The organism is Micromonospora endolithica (genome assembly GCF_003626595.1).
Lineage (GTDB): Bacteria > Actinomycetota > Actinomycetes > Mycobacteriales > Micromonosporaceae > Micromonospora > Micromonospora endolithica.
The window spans coordinates 135,225-155,960 of the sequence record NZ_RBAK01000003.1; the positions used below are offsets into that span (position 1 = coordinate 135,225).

Consider the following 20,736-nt stretch of genomic DNA (forward strand, 5'->3'; position numbering starts at 1 on the left):
TAAGGAAGGGCCCCTTCTTAACGCCTGGCGTTGTAGAAGGGGCCCTTCCTAACACCTCAGCTCAGCGTCGACCCGGAGACCGAGGGGTTGCGCGCGCCGAGGAAGAAGATGCCGGGGAAGCCCCGGGTCTCGAACTTCCCGCTCGGGTTGCGGCGGAGCGTGGACCTCTCGATCGTCATCGTGCCGGTGCGGTTGTTGCTGACGAAGAAGATCGCCCCGCCACCCTCGTTCGCGTCGTTGCGTTCGATGATCGTGCCGGCGATCCGGACGGTGAACTCGTTGCCGTCGCAGTAGATCGCCCCACCGCTGCCGCCGCCGGGGGTGCCGGCCTTGGCCGGGTTCGCGCCGCTGCCGATCGCCTCGTTGTCGCGCAGCACGCTGTTGAGTACCACCCAGGAGACGCCGATGCTGCTCAGCGCCCCGCCGTTGGAGCAGGAGCCGCCGGTGAAGGTGCTGTTCACGACGTACACCGGTTTGTTGTCGAACTGGCTCAGCACCCGGACGGCCGCGCCACCAAGGTCCGGGCCGGTACGGTCGCAGCGGTTCCGGACGAACGTCGAGTTGACGATCTTGAACCGGCCGCCCCGGACGAAGATCGCCCCACCCCCGCCGCCCTCGGCCCGCTGGCCGGTCGAGTTGCCCTCGGCGAAGGTCAGGTTCTGCACGGTGAGCTGCGGGTGGTCCTGGTTCTGGCAGTGCGAGGTGGTCCAGCCCTGCGCCTCGTCACAGGTGTTCATGTAGAGGATCCGGCGTTGCCCCTGACCGCTCAGCGTGACCTTGCCCGCGCCGTCCAGCACGACCCTGGGGCCGTTGGCGTTGCGGACCTTCGCGGTCGCCTTCATCGCGATGGTGACCGGGGCGGGTCCACAGTCGAACGTGATGATGCCGCCCGCCGCCACCGCCTTGACCACCGCCTCGGAGGTGCAGCTCGCCGGGGTGCCGGTGCCGATGGTGCGGGTCGGCTTCGACGTGTCCACCCCACGGGCCTCGGCCGGCACGCTCGCACCGCCGTTCGGGTTGCCGGCCTTCGGGGCGGCGCCGGCCGGCGGCTTCGGGCCGGCGGTCCGTCCGGACCCGCCCAGGCCGGCGCGGGCCGTCGGGGCCACCGACGGGCCTGCCGAGGGCGGTGCGGTCGACTCACCGGACGTACCGGCGACCGGTGCCGGGGCGGGCGTTTCCGGCGAACCGCAGGCGGTCAGCAACACGGCGGCGGCCACCAGGGCGGGCAGAGCGGGCTTCAGGCGCACCCCGCGATGCTAGGAGGCGGACCGCCCCGCCGACGAATCCGCCGCGCGTGCGGTGTAAGGAAGGGCCCCCTATTAACGCCTGGTGTTGTAAAAGGGTCCCTTCCTAACGCCGCAGCCGCAGCCGCCGCAGCCGCAGCCGCCGCAGCCGCCGCAGCCGCCGCAGCCGCCGCAGCCGCCGTCGCAGCCGCGGCGCTCAGGCGTGCGAGAGGGCGAAGGCGGTCAGGAACCCGGCGACCGTGACCAGGCCGACCAGCAGGTGCGCGTCGGAGAACGCCTCCGGCACCATCGTGTCGGTGATCATCGCGAGGATCGCGCCGGCGGCCAGCGCGGTGATCGCGGCGAGCACCTCCGGCGGCGCTCCACCCAGGAGCGTGTAGCCGGCGACCGCCGCGACGCCGGAGACCAGGGCGATCGCCGTCCACAGGGCGAAGACGTACGCCCGGGTCCTTCCGGCCTGGCGCATGCCGGCCGCGCTGGACAGTCCCTCCGGCACGTTGCTGAGGAACACCGCGACGACCGTGACCAGGCTGATCGGCCCGCCGGTCAGCAGGCTCGCGCCGATCACCACCGATTCCGGTACGCCGTCCAGCAGCGCGCCGACCGCGATCGCCGAACCCGAACCGGGCTGGTCGTGCTCGGAGGGCTGCTCGTCGCCGGAACGCTTGCGGTGCCGGGCGCCCCGGCGGGCGAGCCCGATGTTGGCCAGGGTGTACGCCGCCGCGCCCCCGGCGGCGCCGAGCGCGGTGGGCGTCATCCCGCCCCGTTCGTGCGCCTCCGCCATCAACTCGAACGAGACGGCGGAGAGCAGGACCCCCGCCCCGAACGCCATGACGGACGCGATGACCCGTCGGGGCACCCGGACCAGCCAGCCCACCGCCGCACCGAGCAGCAGGGCAGACCCGGCCAGCAGCCCCCAGCCACCCGCCTGCAACCATTCCGGCACCCGGCGGACCCTACCCGCCGCCCGGTCGAATCGTGCTCAGAACTCGGCGAACAGGTACGGCAGTTGACGCGGGAACAGACGGCGCAGCTCCACCGCCGCGTCCGGCGGCACGTCGCCCAGCCCGCGCAGCGCCACCTCCACCGGGTCGAGCACCCCGTACGCCAGGGCGGAGAGCCCGGCCGCGGTCAGCGTCGCGACCGGCGGGGCGCCCGCCTCGGCGGCCGGACCGGTCACCAGTTCCAGTGCCCCGGTCGTGCCGTCCAGCAGGTACGAGCCGGCCAGCCAGCGGTCCCCGGTCAGCTCGACGCGGACCCGACCCGGGTCGACGGGCAGCCCGGCCAGCGCGTCCATCGACAGCAGCCGGGCCATCGGCGCCGACGAACCCGGCCGGGCAACCCGCGCCTCCACGTGCACGTCGAGGTCGGTGAGCCACAGCTCCGGCAGTTCGTCGGCCGGGAGCCGGACCTGGACCGTCGCCACCTGGTCGATGTGCCGGGCGAGGAACTGCAACAGCAGCGTCCGCGCGTACGGGTCGGTGGCCAGCAGGTCGTCGGCGATCAGGGTGCCGCCGTGGTCGTCGATCCGGTACGTCACCGCGCCGGTCACCGTCGCGCCGGCGCGGGCGGTCAGCAACCAGCGTTCGTCCCGGTCCCGCAGGGCGGCCGCCCGGTAGTCGGGGAACAGCGCGAAGCCGTGCCGGTCGCGCAGGCACCGCTCGGTGTACCCGCGCCAGGTGGGATAGCCGCTGCCGATCCGCTCCCAGACCACCTCGCCGGGCAGGTCGACCCGCAGCAGCGGCGCGAGGTCCGCGACCGGGAAGGAGGCGGTACGCGCCATCGGCAGCCCGACGTAGCCGAAGCGCTCGTAGAACGTCGGCCGGAACGGCCAGAGCGCGGTCAACGGGTGGCCCTCGTCGCGCATCTCGTCGAGCAGTCGCCGCAGCAGGGTGCGGACGTGCCCCTGCCGGCGCGCGAGTGGGTGGGTGGCCACTCCGGCGACCCCGGCCATGGTCTGGACCCGCCCGCGCAGGTTCTGCCGCATCGGTATCGCCGAGGCGGCAGCGAGCGTCCTGCCGTCCTCCTCCACGATCAGCGTCCGGTTGCCCTCGTTGTAGGGCAGGTACGCGCGGAACTCCTCCGCCCGCGGCCCGGTGATCGGCGACGACTCGAACGCGTACGCCTGAAGCGGAAAGCTGGTGGACAGGCGTTCCTCGGCGTGCACGCGGCGGATGGTCATCCGTTCATCCCAACCCGGGCCGGCGTCGCCCGCAACCGGGTTGGCCCGGAAGCTCAACCGGTCGGGAGCTGGCGCAGGTGCCGGCGGCGGCGGAGCCGGACGCTCGACACCGCCGCCACGGCGGCCACCAGCAGGGCGGTGACGACGATCCCGTGCAGCACGCCCCGGGCCAGGTAGCCGTCGTCGGTGTGGTCCACCGCCCAGGTGGCGATCTCCCGGCTCGACCAGAACGGGGTCAGCTTCGCGCCGCTGCCGGCCGGGTCGATGAGCATCTGCACCGCCACCACGGTCAGCAGTAGCAGCGTCCCCTCCAGCTCGCGGGGGAGCAGGACCCCGATCAGCATGCCGAACGGCGCGGCCACCCCGACGCAGCAGAGCATCGCGACCGCGACGCCGCCGTGCCGCAGTTCGGGCGCGTCGAGCACGGTCAGTAGGAGGAACGGCGCGGCGATGACCAGCCCCGCCATCCACAGACCGGCCATGCGACCCAGGTAGAGGTGGTGCGGCCGGTAACCGGCCAGGCGCAGCCGGGGTTCCAGCTCGCGCGCCGCGCCGGTGGCGAACAGCGCGGCGGTGCTGACCGCCCAGCTGACGCCGAGGAGCAACGACCGCACCGACTGCCCGACGTACGCGTCCCGCCGGATCAGCCAGAAGGTCAACGGCATCAGGAGCAGAAGCAGGAGTACGCCGCGACGCCGCAGCAGCTCCCGGGCGGTCATCTCGGCGACGGTGACGAGCCTGTTCACGCGCGCTCTCCCCTGGTGGCGGCGGTCAGGTCGAGCACCAGGTCGACCCGGTCGAGCTGGTTGAGCAGGTGGGTCACCACGACGATCGCCTTCCCCTGGTCGCGGAGCCGGGCGAGCTGGTCCCAGAAGTTGACGTAGGTGCCGTGGTCGAAGCCCTGGTACGGCTCGTCGAGCAGCAGCACGTCCGGTTCGCTCAGGGTGGACATGGTGAGGTTCAGCTTCTGCCGGGTGCCGCCGGACAGGTGGCGGGTGAGCACGTCGCCGCCGGCCTCCCAGCCGAGCTGACGTGCCGCCGTCCGGCCGGCCCGACGGGCCGGACCACGGGCCACGCCACGGCCGGCTCCCACCAGCACAAAGTGCTCGTCGGGCAGGAGGAAGTCGGCGGTCCCACCCTGCTGCGGGCAGTAGCCCAGCCGACCGGTCACGGTCACCTGACCGGTGTCCAGGGAGACCAGGCCGGCGCAGATCCGCAGGAAGGTGCTCTTGCCGCAGCCGTTGGCGCCGACCACGGCCGCGATCTGTCCGGCCCGGACGGTCAACGAGGCGTCGCGCAGCACGGTGTGCCGCCCGTACCGCTTGGTGATGCCCTGGGCGTGCAGCCGCACCGGGCCGGGGCGTGGGCGGGGAGCGGGGCCGATGCTCTCGGAGATCGCCGCCGCGTACTCGCCGGGCGGGCCGAGGACCAGCCACGGGTCGCGGCCGTCCTCGCGTAGGTGCGTGGCGGCCTCGACGACCACGTGCCGGGCGGCGTCGGCCGCGACCCGGCGCTGGTGCAGCTCGGCGGCCAAGGTTCGCAGCCACTCGTCGGCGTTCACCCGTCGACCCCCTTCGTGACGATCGTGTTCACCGGGGCGACGAAGGCGAGCCAGGCGCTGCCGTCCTGGCGCAGCGTCGCCCGCCCGTGCTCGGTGAGCCGGTAGTACTTGCGGGCCGGACCGGACGTGCCCTCCCGCCACTGCGCGGTCACCAGGCCGGTGCGTTGCAGTCGCAGCAGCACCGGGTAGAGCGTCCCGCCCTGGATCGGGCCGACGCCGGCGACGTCGAGTGCCTGCGCGAGTTGGTAGCCGTACGACTCGCCGTCCCGTAACGCGGCCAGGACGCACAGGTCGAGCACCCCGCGCAGCCACTGCCCGCGTCGGTCGGAATCCACCCGGCGAACCCTAGCGGTGCTATCTAGATGGCACAACCACCTAGTGGTTCGGCCATCGTCGGCCGGACTCGTCCGGCCAGGTCAGACCTCGGTGACGTCCGAGACCACCACGGTGACGTTGTCCGGCGCCCCCGCCTGGTGGGCCAGCTTGACCAGTTGCTCGCCGCAGAGCTGCCGATCGCCGTAGTGGGCCAGGGTCTGCCCGATCGCGTCGTGCTCCACGTAGTCGGAGAGCCCGTCGCTGCACAGCAGCAGCCGGTCGCCGGCCGCGACACCGAGCCTGCCGACCGCGGGCGGCGTGTCCGCGCCCTGCACCGCCCGGGTCACCAGCGACCGCTGCGGGTGGTGCCGGGCCTGCGCCGGCGAGAGCGCGCCCTGGTCGACCAGCGCCTGCACGAAGGTGTCGTCCCGGGTGAGCTGGGTCAGCTCCCCGTCCCGCAGCAGGTAGCAACGGGAGTCGCCGACCTGGGCCAGCACCAGGGTGTCGCCGGCCAGGAGCGCGGCGGTCAGCGTCGTACCCATCCCCTCCCGGGCCGGGTCGACGGTGATCGCGGCGTGGATGCGCTGGTTGGCGGTGCTGACCACGGCGCGCAACGCGTCGGCGGCCTCGTCCGGGGCGGTCGGCGGGGTCAGCTCGTCCAGGATCCGGATGACGATCTCGCTGGCCACCTCCCCCGCGGGCAGCCCGCCCATGCCGTCCGCGACCGCGATGAGGCGGTCACCGGCCAGGGCGGAATCCTCGTTGTTGGTCCGAACCAGGCCGATGTCGTTGAGGATGGCCGAGCGGAGGATGAGCGTCATGGCGTCAAGCTTGCCAAGAACAACCCGCCGCCGTCTCTCCACACCACCGAGCAGGTTGCCGAACTCTGCGAACACCGGGTCCGCGCTCACCGTGGGTAACGGATCAGCAGGCTGGCGTGGACCTCTTCGTCACCAACGGCGGTGTACCGATGCGGCACGTCCGAGGACCACCGGAGGTGGCCGCCGGCGGCGGCGGTCAGCGGCGCGTCGACCGGCCCGGCCCGCAGCACCCCGGCGAAGACGGTGACGTGTTCGGTGACGCCCGGCTGGTGCGCCGGGGAGAGCTGGCCCGGCCCGGTGGCCACCCGCATCCGGTACAGCTCGTACGTCGCGTCGCTGTCGTCGAAGACCTCCAGCAGCGTGGCGCGGACCGCGGCGCCGCGTACGGTCGGCTCCTCGGACGGGCCGGAGAGCGCGGCGGCCAGCGGCACGCCGAGCTGCGCGGTGATCGCGTAGAGGGTCTCCAGCGTCGGGTTGCGGGTGCCGTTCTCCAGGCCGGAGAGGGTGGCCTTGCCGACACCCGCGAGCCGCGCCAGCGCCGACAGCGACAGGCCGCGCTCCTCGCGCAGGGCCCGCACCCGCCGTCCGACCGACCCCGCCCCTTCGGTGATCGGCGCGGCGGCGGAGGTACGGCGGTCTGGCGACGGCTGCGGCACCCCGCTATCGTGCTACACCAAGGCGTTCCGTAAACGGAACACGCGGCGGGGCGGGGGAGGGTGGCATGGCCGGGCGTACCCAACCGTTGCTGGCCGGCGCGGTCACCGCGCTGGTCGGCTTCGCGAGCTCCTTCACCGTCGTCCTCGCCGGGCTGCGCGCGGTCGGCGCCACCGACGCCCAGGCCGCCTCCGGCCTGCTCGCGCTCTGCGTCGCGTCCGGAGCGTCCGCCGCCTGGCTGGGCCTGCGGCACCGACTGCCGATGAGCGTCGCCTGGTCCACCCCCGGCGCGGCGCTGCTGGTGGCCAACGGTCCGGTACCCGGCGGCTGGCCGGTCGCCGTCGGCGCGTTCCTCGTCGCCGGCCTGCTGATCGTCGCCGCCGGACTGGTGCCGCCGCTCGGCCGGGCGGTCGCGGCCATCCCGAAGCCGATCGCCGGGGCGATGCTCGCCGGCGTCCTGCTGCCGCTGTGCACCGCGCCGGTCCGGGCCCTCGTCGACGTGCCCCGGCTGGCGGTGCCGGTGGTGGTCGCCTGGCTGCTGCTGCACCGGTACGCGCGGCGGTGGGCGGTACCCGGCGCGCTCGCCGTGGCGGTGGCCGCCATCGCGCTGACCACCCCGGCCGACGGCCTCGGCGCGGTCGGCCTCCGACCGGCGTTCGCGCTGACCACGCCCGCCTGGTCGGCGTCCGCGGTGGTCGGCCTGGCGCTGCCGCTGTTCCTGGTCACCATGGCCGCGCAGAACGTACCCGGGATGGCGGTGCTGGTCGGCTACGGCTACCGGCCGCCGTTCGGCGCCGCGCTGCGTGCCACCGGCCTGGCCAGCGTGGTCGCCGCGCCCGCCGGCGGGCACGCCGTCAACCTGGCGGCGATCACCGCCGCGCTCGCCGCCGGACCGGACGCCCACCCGGACCCGGACCGCCGCTGGATCGCCTCGGTCACCGCCGGCCTCGCGCTCGCCCTGCTCGGCCTCGGCGCCGGGGTGGCCACGGCGCTGGTGGCCCTCGCCCCGCCGGTGCTGATCGAGGCGGTCGCCGGACTGGCGCTGCTCGGCGCGCTGGCCACCGCGCTGACCTCGGCACTCGCCGACCCGGACGCCCGCGAGGCCGCCGTGGTGACCTTCGTGGTCACCGCCTCCGGTGTCACCCTGCTGGGCATCGGCGGGGCCTTCTGGGGTCTGGTCGCCGGCGGCCTGCTGTTCCTGCTCTTCCGCCGCCGCCCCGTCCCGCCGCCGTCGCCCGCGCCGGCCGTGCCCGCGCCGGCCGTGCGTGCGCCGGCCGTGCCCGCGCCGGCCGTGCCTGCGCCGGCCGTGCAGGCGGTGGCACCTGAGGAAGATCGTGCTCGAACACGGAAGTAGTGGCCTCCCGGAGGCCGGGAGGCCACTACTTCACGGATCGAGCGCGATCTTGCCGGCCGGCCGGCCGGCCGGGCCTGGGCCCCGGCTCGGGGGCGGGACCGGGGCGGGACCGGGGCGAGGGCGGGTCACTCCTCCACGGGGAGGGCGCTGAACGGTACGTCGAGGCGGACGTCGGCGTGCACAGCCGCGATCCGGTCGGCCGGTACGTAGACCGCGCCGGTCGGTACCAGGTCGGTGGACACTTTCAGGTAGCCGCCGTGCAGCAGTCGGGCCGCCAGGTCGGCCGGTACGTCGGGTTCCTCGGCGGCGGTGGACTCGATCAACTCGTCCAGGCTGCCGCCCGGGTCGGCGGTCGGCGCCTGGACGGTGACCGCGTTCGGGTCGGCCCGTTGGACGAGGTCGACGGTGCCGATTCCGGCACCGGTCGAGTCGACCACGGGCATGCCGGTGGTGATCCGGGAAACGGCGGTGTCCTGCTGGCTCATGCGTTCGCGGTTCCCGACCCGCCGTCGGCCTAAACGGCCGACCCGCCGTGGTCCTGAACTCCCGGTCCGGCGTGCGGCGAGGCTCCCGACCCGCCGCCGGCCCGGAAGGACGGCCCGGTGTCGGCCTGAACGCCGGTGGGGTTGGACCAGCCGGACGGGGGACGGGGGGACAGCTCGCGCCAGGTGTCGGTGCCCTGGAGCAGGGCCCGGATCGTCTCCTCGGCCTCGTCGACACTGCCGTACTCGTAGAACTGGGAGACACCCTCCGATCCGCCGGCGCGCTGCTCGACGTACCACCGGTCGGCGTCGGCGCGGAGGAACACGTCTCGCCGCGCCAGTCGTCCCCATTTCCCGTTCCACCAGTGCTTCCGCTGCTCCATGGCGGGGACTCTATCGAACACGCGTACTAAAAAGTCCGGCCCCCGCGGGATTCCCGCGAGGGCCGGTGTGCGTGTGCCGGGTTCAGTACCTCGCGGGCGGTTCCTCCCGCCGGCCGAGCACGTCGTCCAGGGCACCGCGCTGCTGACCGGGGGTGGAGTGACCGGCGGCGACGAGCGCGTCCCGGATCTCGGTGAGCAGCTTGACCTCCTCGCTCGGCGCGGCGGGCGGGGGCTCCTCGCCGCGCCGACGCCGCTCGGCGAGCTTGTTCATCGGGAAGACCACGAGGAAGTACAGCACCGCGGCGGTCAGCACGAACGTGATCAGCGCGTTGAGGAAGGCCGCCCAGTCGAACACCTGGCCACCGAGCGTCCACTTGCCGGCCTTGAGGGCGCTGCCGCCACCGATCATCTTGATCAACGGTTCCAGGAACGACTTGGTGAGCTGAGTGACCACGCCGGTGAAGGCGGCGCCGATGACGATGCCGACCGCGAGGTCGACGACGTTCCCGCGCATGATGAAGTCTTTGAAGCCCTTGAACATCCGTACTCCCGAGGTGTCCGGTTTTCCGTCCGGCACAACCTATGCCCCGGCGGCGGGCTCCAGAAAAGCGCCGGCTTCGATCGCCGCGCGCTGCGGCTCGCCGGCCCGGATCGCCTCCACCAGCCGGGAGTGGTCGACGTAGCGGTCCGGCTCCAGCGCGTCACCCATCGCGTGGGCGACGGTGCTGCGCAGGGCGGTGCCGACCGAGGCGTACAGCTCGGCGAGCATGGGATTGTGGGCCGCCGCGACCACCGCGGTGTGCAGCGCGACGTCGGCCTCGACGAACTCGGCGACCCGGCCGCCGCGCCACGCCGCCTCGCGGGCGGCGAGCGCCGCGTCGAGCGCCGCCAGGTCCTCGGGCGTACGCCGCAGCGCGGCCAGCCGGGCGGCCTCCACCTCGAAGGCGCGCCGCACCTCGACCACCTCGGCCATCCGGTCGTCGGTGAGTCGGCGGGCCACCACCGGGGCCAGCTCGTCGGTCGACACCACGTACGTCCCGGAGCCCTGCCGGCACTCCAGCACCCCGGCGTGCACCAGCGCCCGGACCGCCTCGCGGACAGTGTTGCGCCCCACGCCGAGGGCGGCGACCAGTTGCGGCTCGGTGGGGATCCGCCCGCCCACCGGCCACTCGCCGCCGAGGATCCGCTGCCGCAGCCGGGCGGTCGTCTCCCGGACCCGCTGCCCGCGGGGCGGCACCGGAGGGGAATCGGTCGTACGTGGCACTGGTTACATCACCTGCCGGAAATTCATCCCATGATTGTAGGTTGAGCCCCATGACCCCGCCACCCGCGACCTCCACCCCCCTCGGCGCGCAGTTCCCGGGAAAGAGTGGTCATCCGCGCGTCGATGGCGACTCTCTCCGTGAAACCGCGCGCAAGGGGCGCGGGGCGGGCGCGGGGGCGGGCTCGGCGCTGGTTCTGGTGGCGATGCTGCTGGTGGCGTTGAACCTGCGGGCGGCCGTCACCAGCCTGGGGGCGCTGCTCGACGAGGTTCGGGGTGGGCTCGGGCTCTCCGCGACGACGGCCGGCTTCGTGACCACCCTGCCCACGATCGCGTTCGCCGGGCTGGGCGCGCTCACCCCGTGGCTGGTCCGCCGGTTCGCGCCGGCCCGGCTGCTGCTGGCCGGCATGCTCGCGCTCGCCGTCGGACAGGTGCTGCGGGTCGTCACCGACTCCCCGCTGGTCTTCATCGCCACCAGCGCGCTGGCGCTGGCCGGCATCGCGGTGGCCAACATCCTGCTGCCAATGCTGGTGAAGCAGCACTTCCCGCACCGCACCGGGCTGGTCACCGGGGCGTACACGATGGCGTTGACCGTGGGCACGACGGTGGCCGCCGCCTCGGCGGTGCCGATCGCCCACGCGTTCGGGTCCTGGCGGGCCGGGCTCGGCGTGTGGGCCGGACTGGCCGCGGTGGCCGTACTCCCGTGGGTGCCGCTGGCGCTGCGGGCCCGGCGCGCGGCGCGGCGGGCGACCCCGGCGGTGGCCGCCGCCCAGCCGAGCCGGATCCGGCCCGGCCGTACCCGGCTCGGCTGGGCCATGGCGGTGTACTTCGGGGCGCAGTCGCTCAGCGGATACGCGATCATGGGCTGGTTGGCGCAGCTCTTCCGGGACGCCGGCTACCGGCCGGAGGCGGCCGGCCTGCTGCTCGCCGGGCTGACCGCGCTGGGGGTGCCGATCGCGCTGCTGATGCCGACCCTGGCCGGTCGGTTGCGGACGCTGCACCCGCTGGTGCTGGGCCTGACCGCCGCGTCGAGCCTGGCCTATCTCGGGCTGGCGTTCGCGCCGCGGGGAGGCGCACTGCTGTGGGTGGCGCTGCTCGCCGTCGGCCAGGGCGCGTTCCCGCTGATCCTCACCACCATCGGGCTGCGCGCCCGCACCGCCGACGGCACCGTCGCGCTGTCCGCGTTCGCCCAGAGCACCGGGTACGTCATCGCCGCCCTCGGACCGCTGCTGGTCGGGGTGCTCTACGAGGCCACCGGAGGGTGGACCGCGCCGATCGGTTTCCTGCTGGCGGCCCTGGTCGTGCAGACCGGGGCGGGCATGGTGATCGCCCGTCCCCGGTACATCGAGGACGGGCGCTGAGGAACGGAGGTCAGGAGGAGGCCGGCGTGGGGTCGCCCGCGACCGCCTGGTCGACCGTCGGGTAGGTGTGCAGCACCTCGACCAGACCGCTCACCTCGAGGATGCGCAGCACCCCGCGCTGCGGCGCGGCGAGCCGCACCACCCCGCCGGCCTCGTCGGAGCTGTTCTTCGCGCGGACGAAGACGGACAGGCCCGTCGAGTCGCAGAACGACACGTCCGCCAGGTCGAAGACCAGCCGGCTCCGGCCCTTGTCGAGCAGGTCGGTGATCTGGTCCTGAAGCTGCGGCGCGGTCGCCATGTCCAGCTCGCCCGCGACCGACACGACGACGACGTCGCCGCGTTGTTCCGTGTGCACCGTCAAGGACATTCGCCAGACCTCCTGTTATCGGGGAAACGGTATCCCACCAACGGGGTGGTACGCAGATCGGGAGGCGGCATCCGGTGGGCCCCGTCATTCCGTTGCCACGGGGCAAGTAGTTCGTCGGTGTCCGGTGGTAGAGTCCGCCCGTTCCAGGTCGAGGGGGGTTTGCCATGGCGCTGAGCGCCGAGGAGAGCGGTCGGCTGGCCGGTCTGCTGACCAGCCATGCCGATCGGGTCATGTCACGCTGGGTGGAGGTCGCCGCCGGTTCGCTGCGCGGGCGACTCAGCCAGGCCGAACTCCGTCGCCAGGTGGAGGACCTGCACCGCAGCATGGTCGGCACCGCCGAGCACGGGCCGCTGCACCTCGACGGCGAGCACGCGGCCGAGTTGCGCGCGGTCCTGGCCGACCTGTCCCGGGGGCGGGCCCGGCAGGGCTTCTCCGCCACCGAGACCGCGACCAGCATCTTCGCCCTCAAGGACGTGCTGCTGGAGGTCATGGAGGCCGACGCGGGGGAGAGCACCCTGCGCGACTACGTGGCCTACTCCCGCCTGGTCGACCAGATGGGCCTGTTCACCTTCGAGACCTACGTCCGCACCCGGGAGAGCCTCATCGCCGACCAGGCGGAGCAACTCCTCGAACTCTCCACCCCGGTGGTGAAGCTCTGGGAGGGCGTCGTCGCCGTCCCGCTGGTCGGCACCCTCGACTCGGCCCGCGCCCAGGTGGTGATGGAGCGACTGCTCCAGACGCTGGTCGACACCAGCTCGCCGTACGCGATCATCGACATCACCGGTGTGCCGGCGGTCGACACCCAGGTGGCGCAGCACATCCTCAAGACCGTCGTGGCCGCCCGGCTGATGGGTGCCGACTGCATCATCTCCGGCATCCGCCCGCAGATCGCGCAGACCATCGTCGCGCTGGGCATCGAGTTCGGGGACATCGCCACCAAGGCCAGCCTCGCCGACGCGCTGCGGCACGTGCTCCGCCTGACCGGCGTGGAGACCGCCCGCCGCCAACCGCGCCGGGACCGCTGATGGAACGGGTGCCGATCCTCAAGATCGGTGACATCCTGCTGGTGTCCATCCAGGTCGACATGTCCGACCAGACGGCCCTCCAGCTCCAGGAGGACCTCGCCGAGCGGATCGTCGCGACCGGCTGCCACGGCGTCATCATCGACATCACCGCGCTGGACATCGTCGACTCGTTCGTCGGGCGGATGCTGTCCACCATCGCGTCCATCTCCAAGGTGCTCGACGCCGAGACGGTGGTCGTCGGCATGCGCCCGGCGGTGGCCATCACCCTGGTCGAGCTGGGCCTCTCCCTCAACGGGATCCGCACCGCGCTGAACGTCGAACGGGGCATGGAGCTGATCGCCGCCGCGCACGCCGACGAGCACGAGGAGCTCGACGACGAACCGGACGCCGAGACGGCGTCGTCGTGATCACCGGCGTCGACGTGGGCCAGCCGCAGACGCAGGCGATCCGCAGCGACGAGGACGTGGTCCGGGTGCGGCAGCTGGTGCGTACCGTCGCGGTCGCCGTCCGACTCTCCCTGGTCGACCAGACCAAGCTGGTCACCGCCGCCAGTGAGCTGGCCCGCAACACGCTGGTCTACGGCGGCGGCGGCTCCGTCGAGGTGAACACCGTCGACAACGGGCTGCGGCGCGGCGTACGGATCGTCTTCGCCGACTCCGGTCCGGGAATCGTCGACCTCGACCTGGCGCTGACCGACGGCTACACCACCGGCGGCGGGCTGGGCCTCGGGCTCAGTGGCGCCCGCCGGCTCGTCGACGAGTTCGACATCTGGACCGCGGTGGGAGAAGGCACCCGCATCACGGTCACCAAGTGGTCCCGATGACCCAGGAGGTGGTCTCCGACCGCGGGGTGTGGTTCCGGGTCGAGGCCGGTGGCACCGCCAGCGCCGTACGCAGGGCCGCCGAACGACTCGGCGGCCAGCTCGGGCTCGGCGTGGCCCGCACCGCCGACCTGGCCATCGTCGCCGCCGAGCTGACCAGCAACCTGGTCAAGCACGCCGACGAGGGTGTGCTGCTGCTCCGCCCGGTCCGCGGCGAGACCGACGCCGGGGTGGAGCTGATCGCGATCGACTCCGGCCCCGGGATGGCCGACCTCACCGTCTCCTCCCGCGACGGGCACTCCACCACCGGCACCCTCGGCATCGGCCTCGGCGCCATTACCCGCCAGGCCAGCTGGTTCGACGGCTACTCCCGCCCCGGCCGTGGCACCGTCCTGGCGGTGCAGGTGTGGCGGCAGCCCAGCTCCGCTGAGCGGCCGTGGGTCGGCGCGCTCGCCCGGCCGATCACCGGTGAGCAGGTCAGCGGGGACGGCTACGCCTGGCGGACCGTCGAGGGACGCCGGCAGGTACTGGTCTGTGACGGCCTGGGGCACGGGGCGCTCGCCGCAGCCGCCACCGACGCCGCCCTGGACGCGTTCCGCCGGGCCCCGGCCGGACCGCCGGCGGTAGTGGTCGGGCACCTGCACCGTGCCATGGGGCACACCCGGGGGGCGGCGCTGGCCGTCGCCGAGACGGACCCGGGGGCGGGCCTGCTGCGCTACAGCGGGGTCGGCAACATCTCCGGCTCGGTCGTCGGCGACACCGGCCGCCGGAAGGGACTGGTCTCGCTGCCCGGCATCGCCGGGCACCAGCGACCGTCGATCCGGGAATACGAGTACCCCTTCGCGCCGGGCGCCCTGCTCGTCATGCACAGCGACGGGGTGGCCGACCGCTGGCAGCTCGACGACTACCCGGGCCTGAGCGAACGCTCGCCCCTGGTGGTGGCCGCGACCCTGCTGCGCGACGCCGGCGTACGCCGCGACGACGCCTGCGTGCTGACCGCCCGGGCCCAACCGTGACCAGCGACCGTCAACCGTTGCTGGTGATGGCGTTGCGGGTGGAGCAGGACATCTTCCTGGTCCGGCAGCGCGGCCGTGAGGTCGCCGCGGCGGTCGGCTTGGAGCATCAGGACCAGGTACGGGTCGCCACCGCGCTCAGCGAGGTCGCCCGGGATCTGCTCCGCACCGCCGGCGGGGCGGATGTGACGTTCACACTGGTCGCGAACGCCGATGACGGTAGGCGGCACCTCCGGATCGACCTCGCCCCGGTCGGTGCCCTGCCGGCCGACCGGTACGAGCCGCAGTCCGGCGCGGTGGCGCGACTGATGGACAAGCTGGACACCGTGACGGGAGAGGGGGATACGGTCGTGAGGATGTCCCGACGTGTCCCGGCCAACGCGCCGGCGCTGCCCCCGGAGCGCCTCGCCGAGCTGCGCGCCCAGCTCGGCGCGAGCGCGCCGGGCAGCGCCCTCGACGAGCTGACCGCGCAGAACCAGCAGCTCATCGCCGCCCTCGACGAGGTACGCAGCCAGCGCGACGAGCTGGCCGTGCTCAACGAGGAGCTGGCCGAGACCAACCGGGGCGTGATGGCGCTCTACAACCAGCTCACCGAGGAGCTGGAGGAGACCAACCGGGGTGTGGTCGCCCTTTATGCCGAGCTGGACGAGAAGTCCGCTCAGCTCCGCGCGGCGAGCGAGTCCAAGAGCCGGTTCCTGGCCAATGTCAGCCACGAGCTGCGGGCCCCGGTGACCGCGATCATCGGACTGGGCCGGTTGCTCGCCGACTCGGCCTCCGACCCGCTCACCGTCGAGCAGGTCCGCCAGGTCGGCCTGATCCGTTCCTCGGCGGCCGACCTGCTCGCGCTGGTCAACGAACTGCTCGACCTGGCCAAGGCGGAGTCCGGTCGGATCGAGCCGGACTGGGCCGAGGTGGACCTGCGGTCGGTCTTCGGGCAGCTGCGCGGCACGCTGCGGGCGCTGGCCACCCGGCCCGGTGTGGAGCTGGTGGTGGAGGAACCACCGGCACCGGCGGTCCTGCGTACCGACGAGGTGCTGCTCGCCCGGGTGCTGCGCAACCTGCTGCACAACGGGCTGAAGTTCACCGAGCAGGGCGAGGTCCGGTTGGCGGCCGAGCGGCACGACGACCGGTGGCGGCTCACCGTCAGCGACACCGGCCCCGGCATCGCGCCGGAGCAGCACGAACGGATCTTCGAGGAGTTCTACCAGGTCCCCGGGAAGACCCGGGTCGGTGGCACCGGCCTCGGCCTGCCGTACGCGCGGCGGCTGGCGATGCTGCTCGGCGGCTCGGTGCTGCTGGTCAGCGAACCCGGCCGGGGTGCCTCCTTCACCGTTTCCCTGCCCGTGGACGGAGCCTGACGGTGGAGGGCGGTCCGGCGACCGTGCTGGTGGTCGACGACAGTCGTACCAAGCGCTACCTGCTGGTCAGCTGGCTCACCCGGGCCGGTTTCTCGGTGCTGGAGGCGGAGACCGGGGGCGAGGCGCTGGCCCGCGTCGGGGTGGACCCGATCGACCTGGTGGTGCTGGACGTCCGGCTGCCCGACCTCAGCGGGTTCGAGGTCTGCGAACGGATCAAGGCCGCGCACCCGGCGATGCCGGTCGTGCACGTCTCGGCGCACGCGATCGACGTGGTGGACCGGGCACAGGGGCTGACCCGGGGCGCGGACGCGTACCTGGCCGAGCCGATCGAGCCGGAGGAACTGGTCGCCACCGCCTCGGCGGTGCTGCGCTACTACCGGGCCCGGCAACGGGCGGAACTCCTCGTCGAGCGGCTCACCGGGCTCGCCGACACCACGGTGGCGGTGCACGCGGCACCGAGCTTCGCCCGGCTGCTGGAGGCCGCCGCGGAGGGCGCCGCGCAGATCTTCAAGTGCCCGGCCGCGGTGGTGGCCGAGACCTTCGACGGCGACTGCATCGCCGGTGTCGCCGCCGGTCCGGGCGAGGCGGCCACCGTGGTGCCCTGGATCGTCGACGACACCGGCGTGCCGATCGGCTCGACGGTGCGCGTGCAGGACCCGGCCGCCTGGGGTCTGGTCGGCTGGCCGGCCGACGACACGGTGACCGTGGCCGCCGCCCGGCTCCGCGAGGACCGCGCCCCGCTCTACGTGGTCGTACCCACCGCGACCCAGACCGACCGGAACCCGGTGCTGGTGCAGCTCGCCCAGGCGGTCGCGGCGGCGGTCGAGGCGCAGCGCTCCTACGACGAGGAGCACCGGATCGCGGTCACCCTCCAGCGCAGCCTGCTGCCCCGGACGATCCCCACCGTCGCCGGGCTGGACCTGGCGGTGCGCTACGAGCCGGCGAGTGCGCAGACCGAGGTGGGCGGGGACTTCTACGAGCTGGTGATGCTCGACGGTCACCTGCTGCTGGCGATCGGCGACGTGGCCGGCCACTCGCTGCACGCGGCGACCGTGATGGCCGAGCTGCGGCACGCGGTGCGGGCGTACGCGGTGGAGGGGCACCAGCCGGGGGCGATCCTGCACCGGGTGAACGAGCTGATGCGGACGCTGCTCCCCGACGAGCTGGCGACCATCTGCGTACTGCTGGTGCATCCACCGAGCGGCCGGGTGCGGATGGCCAGCGCCGGGCACCTGCCGCCGGCGCTCAGCCTGAACGGCAAGGTGGAGTACGTGCAGCAGTCCGCCCCGCTGCTCGGGGTCCGCGCGCCCCGACCGCCGGACCTGGAGTTCGTCCTGCCGGCCGGCGCCACCCTGGTCTTCTACACCGACGGGTTGATCGAGCGGCGGGACACCACGATCGACGACGGGCTGACCGCCCTCGCCGCCGTCGCCACCCGGGTCGACGACGACCTGGACCGGTTCTGCGAGCGGCTGCTGGTCGAGCTGGCCCCGCCGGAGATCCACGACGACGTCGCCGTGGTCGCCCTCCGCCGCCGGTAAGGAAGGGCCCCTTCTTAACGCCTGGCGTTGTACAAGGGTCCCTTCCTAACCGCTGGTCGGCGGAGCCGGTGCGCGCTCAGGTGTGCGCGCGGGTGTAGCTGGTGGGCGGGACCCCGGCGACGGCGGTGAAGTCGCGAACCAGGTGGGCCTGGTCGCTGTAGCCGAGGTCGGCGGCGAGCGTCGCCCAGTCCGGCGGATCGCCGGCGGCCCGCTCGATCGCCTCGTGCAGCCGGTACCGGCGGATCACCCACTTCGGGCCGACGCCGACGTGGGTCAGGAAGAGCCGTTGCAGCCGCCGGACCGACTGGCCGTGCCGGCGGGCGAAGTCGTCGACCCGCAGCACGCTCCGGTCGAAGCGGATCGCCTCGACCAGGCCGACCACCTCGTCGTTGACCGGGTCGGCGGCCGGCCGCGCGTCGGCGAGCAGGGCGTCCAGGGCCTGGCAGCGCTCGGTGTCCGTACCCACGCAGGGGTCGGCGGGCGGCGGACCGGCACCGGCCCCGGCGGACCCCGCGAGCGCCGCGTTGGCCGGCGGCCAGCGGTCCGCGAGCACCGCGAAGGACAGCCGCCGGCCGGTCAGCTCGGCCACCGATCCGGGCCAGAACGGCCGGAAGCCGCCCGGCCGGAACTGCACCCCGCTCACCGTGCCGACGCCGGTCAGGGTGATGGTGAAGAGTTCCAGGCCGACCCCGGACACCTCGGCCCGCGTCGGGCCGGCACCGTCGCGCTGGAAGACGACGTTGACGGCCGGATGGGGTACGACGTGCTGCGCGAACGGCTCGCTCAGGTCCCAGTCGACGAGCCAGTAGTGCTCCACGTGCCGGCGAAGCGCCGGCGCGGGCAGGTGCCGGCGGAACCGGACGTGGCGGCGCAGCCGGGCCGGATGGAGAATTCCCCGGTTGTCCCCGCGCGGCTGTCGCATTTCTTCAAGAGCACCTTCGTACGCTGGTCCTATGGCCACCCACACTAGCGACCTGCTCTCGGTTGCCGTGCCACGGACCGCCGCGGTGGTTCGCGGCATCGCCGACGACCAGCTCGACCTGCCCACGCCCTGCGCGGACTTCGCGGTACGCGACCTGATGAACCACCTGTACGAGGTGGTGGTGAACTTCCAGGCCCTGGCGACGAAGCGACCGGTCGAGTGGGCGGCCAAGCCCGACCACCTCACCGACGGCTGGCGGGACCGGTTCGAGGTCGAGGCCCGCAAGCTGGTCGACGCCTGGTCCGACCCGGCCGCGCTGGACGGCGTCTCCCCGGGCATGGGGATGCCGCAGCCGGTCGTCGGCGCCATGGCGCTGCTGGACCTGACCGTGCACGGCTGGGACCTGGCCGCCGCCACCGGCCAGCCGTACGAGGCCGCACCCGAGGTTCTCGACCACCTGCACGAGCTGGTGGAGCAACTCGGTCCGCAGGCCCGGAAGATGGGCGTCTTCGGCGAACCGGTGTCCGCCTCGCCCGACCTGCCGGACGTCGACCGGCTGCTCGCCCGCACCGGCCGCGACCCGGTCTGGTCCCCCAGGGTGTAAGGAAGGGCACCTTATTAACGCCTGCGGTAGAGGAAGGGCCCCTTGTTAACGCCCCGGTGGCCGGTCAGCCGGCGCTGAACATCCCGCCGGCCAGCGCGAGCAGCGTCCCGACGGCGACCGAACAGCAGCACACCAGCAGGACCGCGACCACCGCGAGGATGGCCCAGACCCGCCGGTCGCGCGCCGCCGCCCGCAGACTCGACCGGGGTACGTCCGCGGCCCGCTCCTCGTCGTCGTCGGCCGCCACGCCGGCAGTCTAGGCGACCCCGCCGGGCCGTCGACCGTCATCCGTCGCGCGACGAGGCCTCTTCCGTCACGCCGCCCCGAAGAGATCCGTCCCGCAGGACCGCGCGGGATGTCGCGCGGTGGCCGCGCCGGTGGCCGTGCGGTGGCCGCGCGGTGGGCGGTGCGGTGGCGGTTAATAAGGGGCCCTTCCTCTACCGCAGGCGTTAACAAGGTGCCCTTCCTTCCACCCGGTGCGGGGGCGGGGCAGGATGGGGTGGTGGAGTTGATCTCGATCTCCGACGTTCGGGCCGCCGCCGCCGACATCGCCGGCCACGTCCTGCGTACACCCTTGTTGCGGACCGGATGGGACGCGGACCTGTGGCTCAAGCCGGAGAGCCTGCAACCGGTGGGGTCGTTCAAGCTGCGCGGGGCGACCCACGCGGTCGCCCGGCTGACCGCCGCCGAGCGGGCGCGCGGCGTCGTCACGCACTCGTCGGGCAACCACGGCCTGGCGCTGGCGTACGCGGCCCGCGCCGCCGGGGTGCCGTGCCGGATCGTGGTGCCCGAGGGTGCCCCGGCGGCCAAGGTCGACCGGATCCGGGACCTCGGCGTGGAGGTGCTGCTGGTGCCGCCGCCCCGGCGGGGCCCGGAGGCCGAGCGCATCGCGGCGACGACCGGGGCGGTGCTGGTGCCGCCGTTCGACGACCGGCGCATCGTGGCCGGACAGGGCACGATCGGGTTGGAGATCGTCGAGGACCTGCCCGACGTGGACGTGGTGCTGGTGCCGGTCGGCGGCGGTGGGCTGTCCTCCGGCGTCGCCACGGCGGTACGCGCGCTGCGCCCCGGGGCGGTGGTGATCGGGGTGGAGCCGGACCTCGCCGCCGACGCCCGCGACTCGCTGGCCGCCGGTCGGGTGGTGGTGTGGGGCGAGGACGCCACCTACCGGACGATGGCCGACGGGCTGCGCCTGCCGCCGTCCGAGCTGACCCTCGCCCACCTGTTGGCCCGGCTCGACCGCGTCGTCACGGTCACCGAGGAGGAGATCCGCGCCGCGATGGGCCGGCTGGTCCGCGACGCCCGGCTGGTCGTCGAGCCGAGCGCCGCGGTGGCGGTGGCCGCCCGCCTGTTCCACGCCGCCGAGCTACCGGCCGGGCGTACGGTCGCGGTGGTCACCGGCGGCAACGTCGACCCGGCGGTACTGGCGTCGGTACTGGTGCCGTAAGGGTCGGGACGGACACCCGTA

Annotated in this window: 24 protein-coding genes and 1 pseudogene; 10 read left to right on the plus strand and 15 right to left on the minus strand. The window is 73.6% G+C overall.

All coding sequences use genetic code 11. The annotated features are described in order from the left end of the window. Positions 1–56: 56 nt before the first annotated feature. From D7223_RS09825 to D7223_RS09860, 8 genes are all read right to left on the minus strand, one after another. Positions 57–1,247, minus strand: coding sequence for a hypothetical protein (locus D7223_RS09825; protein WP_120727383.1), 1,191 nt, complete (start codon positions 1,245–1,247; stop codon positions 57–59). Positions 1,248–1,440: 193 nt separating this feature from the next. Next, on the minus strand, positions 1,441–2,190 hold the full coding sequence (locus D7223_RS09830; protein ID WP_120727385.1) for a ZIP family metal transporter: 750 nt from the start codon (positions 2,188–2,190) through the stop codon (positions 1,441–1,443). A 36-nt stretch (positions 2,191–2,226) separates the two neighbouring features. Further along, positions 2,227–3,426, minus strand: coding sequence for a GNAT family N-acetyltransferase (locus tag D7223_RS09835; protein ID WP_120727387.1), 1,200 nt, complete (start codon positions 3,424–3,426; stop codon positions 2,227–2,229). 53 nt (positions 3,427–3,479) lie between these two features. Further along, positions 3,480–4,172, minus strand: a complete 693-nt coding sequence (locus tag D7223_RS09840; RefSeq protein WP_120727389.1) for a hypothetical protein — start codon at positions 4,170–4,172, stop codon at positions 3,480–3,482. After that, a complete protein-coding gene (locus tag D7223_RS09845) occupies positions 4,169–4,987 on the minus strand; it encodes an ATP-binding cassette domain-containing protein (RefSeq protein WP_120727391.1) in 819 nt (272 codons plus the stop codon). Before D7223_RS09845 ends, D7223_RS09840 begins: the two co-directional genes overlap by 4 nt. Further along, a complete protein-coding gene (locus D7223_RS09850) occupies positions 4,984–5,322 on the minus strand; it encodes a PadR family transcriptional regulator (RefSeq protein ID WP_120727393.1) in 339 nt (112 codons plus the stop codon). Before D7223_RS09850 ends, D7223_RS09845 begins: the two co-directional genes overlap by 4 nt. Before the next feature lie 81 nt (positions 5,323–5,403). Beyond that, on the minus strand, positions 5,404–6,123 hold the full coding sequence (locus tag D7223_RS09855) for a PP2C family protein-serine/threonine phosphatase (RefSeq protein WP_120728140.1): 720 nt from the start codon (positions 6,121–6,123) through the stop codon (positions 5,404–5,406). An 86-nt stretch (positions 6,124–6,209) separates the two neighbouring features. Further along, entirely contained in the window at positions 6,210–6,779 is a 570-nt protein-coding gene (locus tag D7223_RS09860) for a helix-turn-helix domain-containing protein (protein WP_120727395.1), read from the minus strand. 65 nt (positions 6,780–6,844) lie between these two features. Here D7223_RS09860 and D7223_RS09865 point away from each other — a divergent pair, with 65 nt between their 5' ends. Continuing rightward, complete coding sequence (locus tag D7223_RS09865; RefSeq protein ID WP_120727398.1) at positions 6,845–8,131, plus strand: benzoate/H(+) symporter BenE family transporter; 1,287 nt, start codon at positions 6,845–6,847, stop codon at positions 8,129–8,131. A gap of 125 nt (positions 8,132–8,256) precedes the next feature. Here the strand turns inward: D7223_RS09865 and D7223_RS09870 are convergent, their stop codons facing one another. The 4 genes and pseudogenes from D7223_RS09870 to D7223_RS09885 all read right to left on the minus strand — a co-directional run bounded on the left by D7223_RS09870 (position 8,257) and on the right by D7223_RS09885 (position 10,260). Then, a complete protein-coding gene (locus tag D7223_RS09870) occupies positions 8,257–8,616 on the minus strand; it encodes a hypothetical protein (protein WP_120727399.1) in 360 nt (119 codons plus the stop codon). A 146-nt stretch (positions 8,617–8,762) separates the two neighbouring features. Beyond that, positions 8,763–8,996: pseudogene (locus tag D7223_RS09875) on the minus strand (hypothetical protein); the annotation flags it as partial. 82 nt (positions 8,997–9,078) lie between these two features. Then, on the minus strand, positions 9,079–9,537 hold the full coding sequence (mscL, locus tag D7223_RS09880) for a large conductance mechanosensitive channel protein MscL (RefSeq protein ID WP_120727402.1): 459 nt from the start codon (positions 9,535–9,537) through the stop codon (positions 9,079–9,081). A gap of 39 nt (positions 9,538–9,576) precedes the next feature. Further along, positions 9,577–10,260, minus strand: coding sequence for a FadR/GntR family transcriptional regulator (locus D7223_RS09885; RefSeq protein ID WP_120727404.1), 684 nt, complete (start codon positions 10,258–10,260; stop codon positions 9,577–9,579). 50 nt (positions 10,261–10,310) lie between these two features. On the opposite strand from D7223_RS09885, the gene D7223_RS09890 reads away from it, so the two are divergent. Then, on the plus strand, positions 10,311–11,618 hold the full coding sequence (locus D7223_RS09890; RefSeq protein ID WP_120727406.1) for an MFS transporter: 1,308 nt from the start codon (positions 10,311–10,313) through the stop codon (positions 11,616–11,618). A 10-nt stretch (positions 11,619–11,628) separates the two neighbouring features. On the opposite strand, the gene D7223_RS09895 is transcribed toward D7223_RS09890, so the two are convergent. Continuing rightward, positions 11,629–11,985: an STAS domain-containing protein gene (locus tag D7223_RS09895; RefSeq protein WP_120727408.1), complete on the minus strand. Its 357-nt coding sequence runs from the start codon at positions 11,983–11,985 to the stop codon at positions 11,629–11,631. A 164-nt stretch (positions 11,986–12,149) separates the two neighbouring features. Between D7223_RS09895 and D7223_RS09900 the strand changes: the two genes are divergently transcribed. Genes D7223_RS09900 through D7223_RS09925 form a run of 6 tightly spaced genes read left to right on the plus strand, consistent with a single transcriptional unit; the run spans position 12,150 to position 17,742 of the window. Beyond that, entirely contained in the window at positions 12,150–13,010 is an 861-nt protein-coding gene (locus D7223_RS09900) for an STAS domain-containing protein (protein WP_120727410.1), read from the plus strand. Continuing rightward, positions 13,010–13,417, plus strand: a complete 408-nt coding sequence (locus tag D7223_RS09905; protein WP_120727412.1) for an STAS domain-containing protein — start codon at positions 13,010–13,012, stop codon at positions 13,415–13,417. Before D7223_RS09900 ends, D7223_RS09905 begins: the two co-directional genes overlap by 1 nt. Further along, entirely contained in the window at positions 13,414–13,833 is a 420-nt protein-coding gene (locus D7223_RS09910; RefSeq protein ID WP_120727414.1) for an ATP-binding protein, read from the plus strand. The genes D7223_RS09905 and D7223_RS09910 overlap by 4 nt, the downstream gene beginning before the upstream one ends. Beyond that, entirely contained in the window at positions 13,830–14,846 is a 1,017-nt protein-coding gene (locus D7223_RS09915) for a SpoIIE family protein phosphatase (RefSeq protein ID WP_120728142.1), read from the plus strand. Before D7223_RS09910 ends, D7223_RS09915 begins: the two co-directional genes overlap by 4 nt. Positions 14,847–14,872: 26 nt before the next feature. Then, a complete protein-coding gene (locus D7223_RS09920) occupies positions 14,873–16,201 on the plus strand; it encodes a sensor histidine kinase (RefSeq protein WP_120728144.1) in 1,329 nt (442 codons plus the stop codon). 2 nt (positions 16,202–16,203) lie between these two features. Then, positions 16,204–17,742, plus strand: coding sequence for a SpoIIE family protein phosphatase (locus D7223_RS09925; protein ID WP_120727416.1), 1,539 nt, complete (start codon positions 16,204–16,206; stop codon positions 17,740–17,742). A gap of 76 nt (positions 17,743–17,818) precedes the next feature. Here the strand turns inward: D7223_RS09925 and D7223_RS09930 are convergent, their stop codons facing one another. After that, positions 17,819–18,664 (minus strand): helix-turn-helix domain-containing protein, encoded by an 846-nt coding sequence (locus D7223_RS09930; RefSeq protein ID WP_120727418.1) that lies wholly within the window; start codon positions 18,662–18,664, stop codon positions 17,819–17,821. Positions 18,665–18,695: 31 nt separating this feature from the next. Here D7223_RS09930 and D7223_RS09935 point away from each other — a divergent pair, with 31 nt between their 5' ends. Then, positions 18,696–19,268: a TIGR03086 family metal-binding protein gene (locus D7223_RS09935; RefSeq protein ID WP_120727420.1), complete on the plus strand. Its 573-nt coding sequence runs from the start codon at positions 18,696–18,698 to the stop codon at positions 19,266–19,268. A 64-nt stretch (positions 19,269–19,332) separates the two neighbouring features. Here the strand turns inward: D7223_RS09935 and D7223_RS09940 are convergent, their stop codons facing one another. Then, a complete protein-coding gene (locus tag D7223_RS09940) occupies positions 19,333–19,515 on the minus strand; it encodes a hypothetical protein (protein WP_120727422.1) in 183 nt (60 codons plus the stop codon). 255 nt (positions 19,516–19,770) lie between these two features. On the opposite strand from D7223_RS09940, the gene D7223_RS09945 reads away from it, so the two are divergent. Continuing rightward, positions 19,771–20,715, plus strand: coding sequence for a threonine ammonia-lyase (locus D7223_RS09945; protein WP_120727425.1), 945 nt, complete (start codon positions 19,771–19,773; stop codon positions 20,713–20,715). The last annotated feature ends 21 nt before the right edge of the window (positions 20,716–20,736 follow it).

Coding starts and splice junctions, on each gene's coding strand:
- mscL (WP_120727402.1), bottom strand. CDS start 9,537: ATGTTCAAGGGCTTCAAAGACTTCATCATGCGCGGGAACGTCGTCGAC.
- D7223_RS09915 (WP_120728142.1), top strand. CDS start 13,830: ATGACCCAGGAGGTGGTCTCCGACCGCGGGGTGTGGTTCCGGGTCGAG.
- D7223_RS09930 (WP_120727418.1), bottom strand. CDS start 18,664: ATGCGACAGCCGCGCGGGGACAACCGGGGAATTCTCCATCCGGCCCGG.
- D7223_RS09900 (WP_120727410.1), top strand. CDS start 12,150: ATGGCGCTGAGCGCCGAGGAGAGCGGTCGGCTGGCCGGTCTGCTGACC.
- D7223_RS09890 (WP_120727406.1), top strand. CDS start 10,311: ATGACCCCGCCACCCGCGACCTCCACCCCCCTCGGCGCGCAGTTCCCG.
- D7223_RS09870 (WP_120727399.1), bottom strand. CDS start 8,616: ATGAGCCAGCAGGACACCGCCGTTTCCCGGATCACCACCGGCATGCCC.
- D7223_RS09865 (WP_120727398.1), top strand. CDS start 6,845: ATGGCCGGGCGTACCCAACCGTTGCTGGCCGGCGCGGTCACCGCGCTG.
- D7223_RS09895 (WP_120727408.1), bottom strand. CDS start 11,985: ATGTCCTTGACGGTGCACACGGAACAACGCGGCGACGTCGTCGTCGTG.
- D7223_RS09905 (WP_120727412.1), top strand. CDS start 13,010: ATGGAACGGGTGCCGATCCTCAAGATCGGTGACATCCTGCTGGTGTCC.
- D7223_RS09835 (WP_120727387.1), bottom strand. CDS start 3,426: ATGACCATCCGCCGCGTGCACGCCGAGGAACGCCTGTCCACCAGCTTT.
- D7223_RS09935 (WP_120727420.1), top strand. CDS start 18,696: ATGGCCACCCACACTAGCGACCTGCTCTCGGTTGCCGTGCCACGGACC.
- D7223_RS09855 (WP_120728140.1), bottom strand. CDS start 6,123: ATGACGCTCATCCTCCGCTCGGCCATCCTCAACGACATCGGCCTGGTT.
- D7223_RS09920 (WP_120728144.1), top strand. CDS start 14,873: ATGGCGTTGCGGGTGGAGCAGGACATCTTCCTGGTCCGGCAGCGCGGC.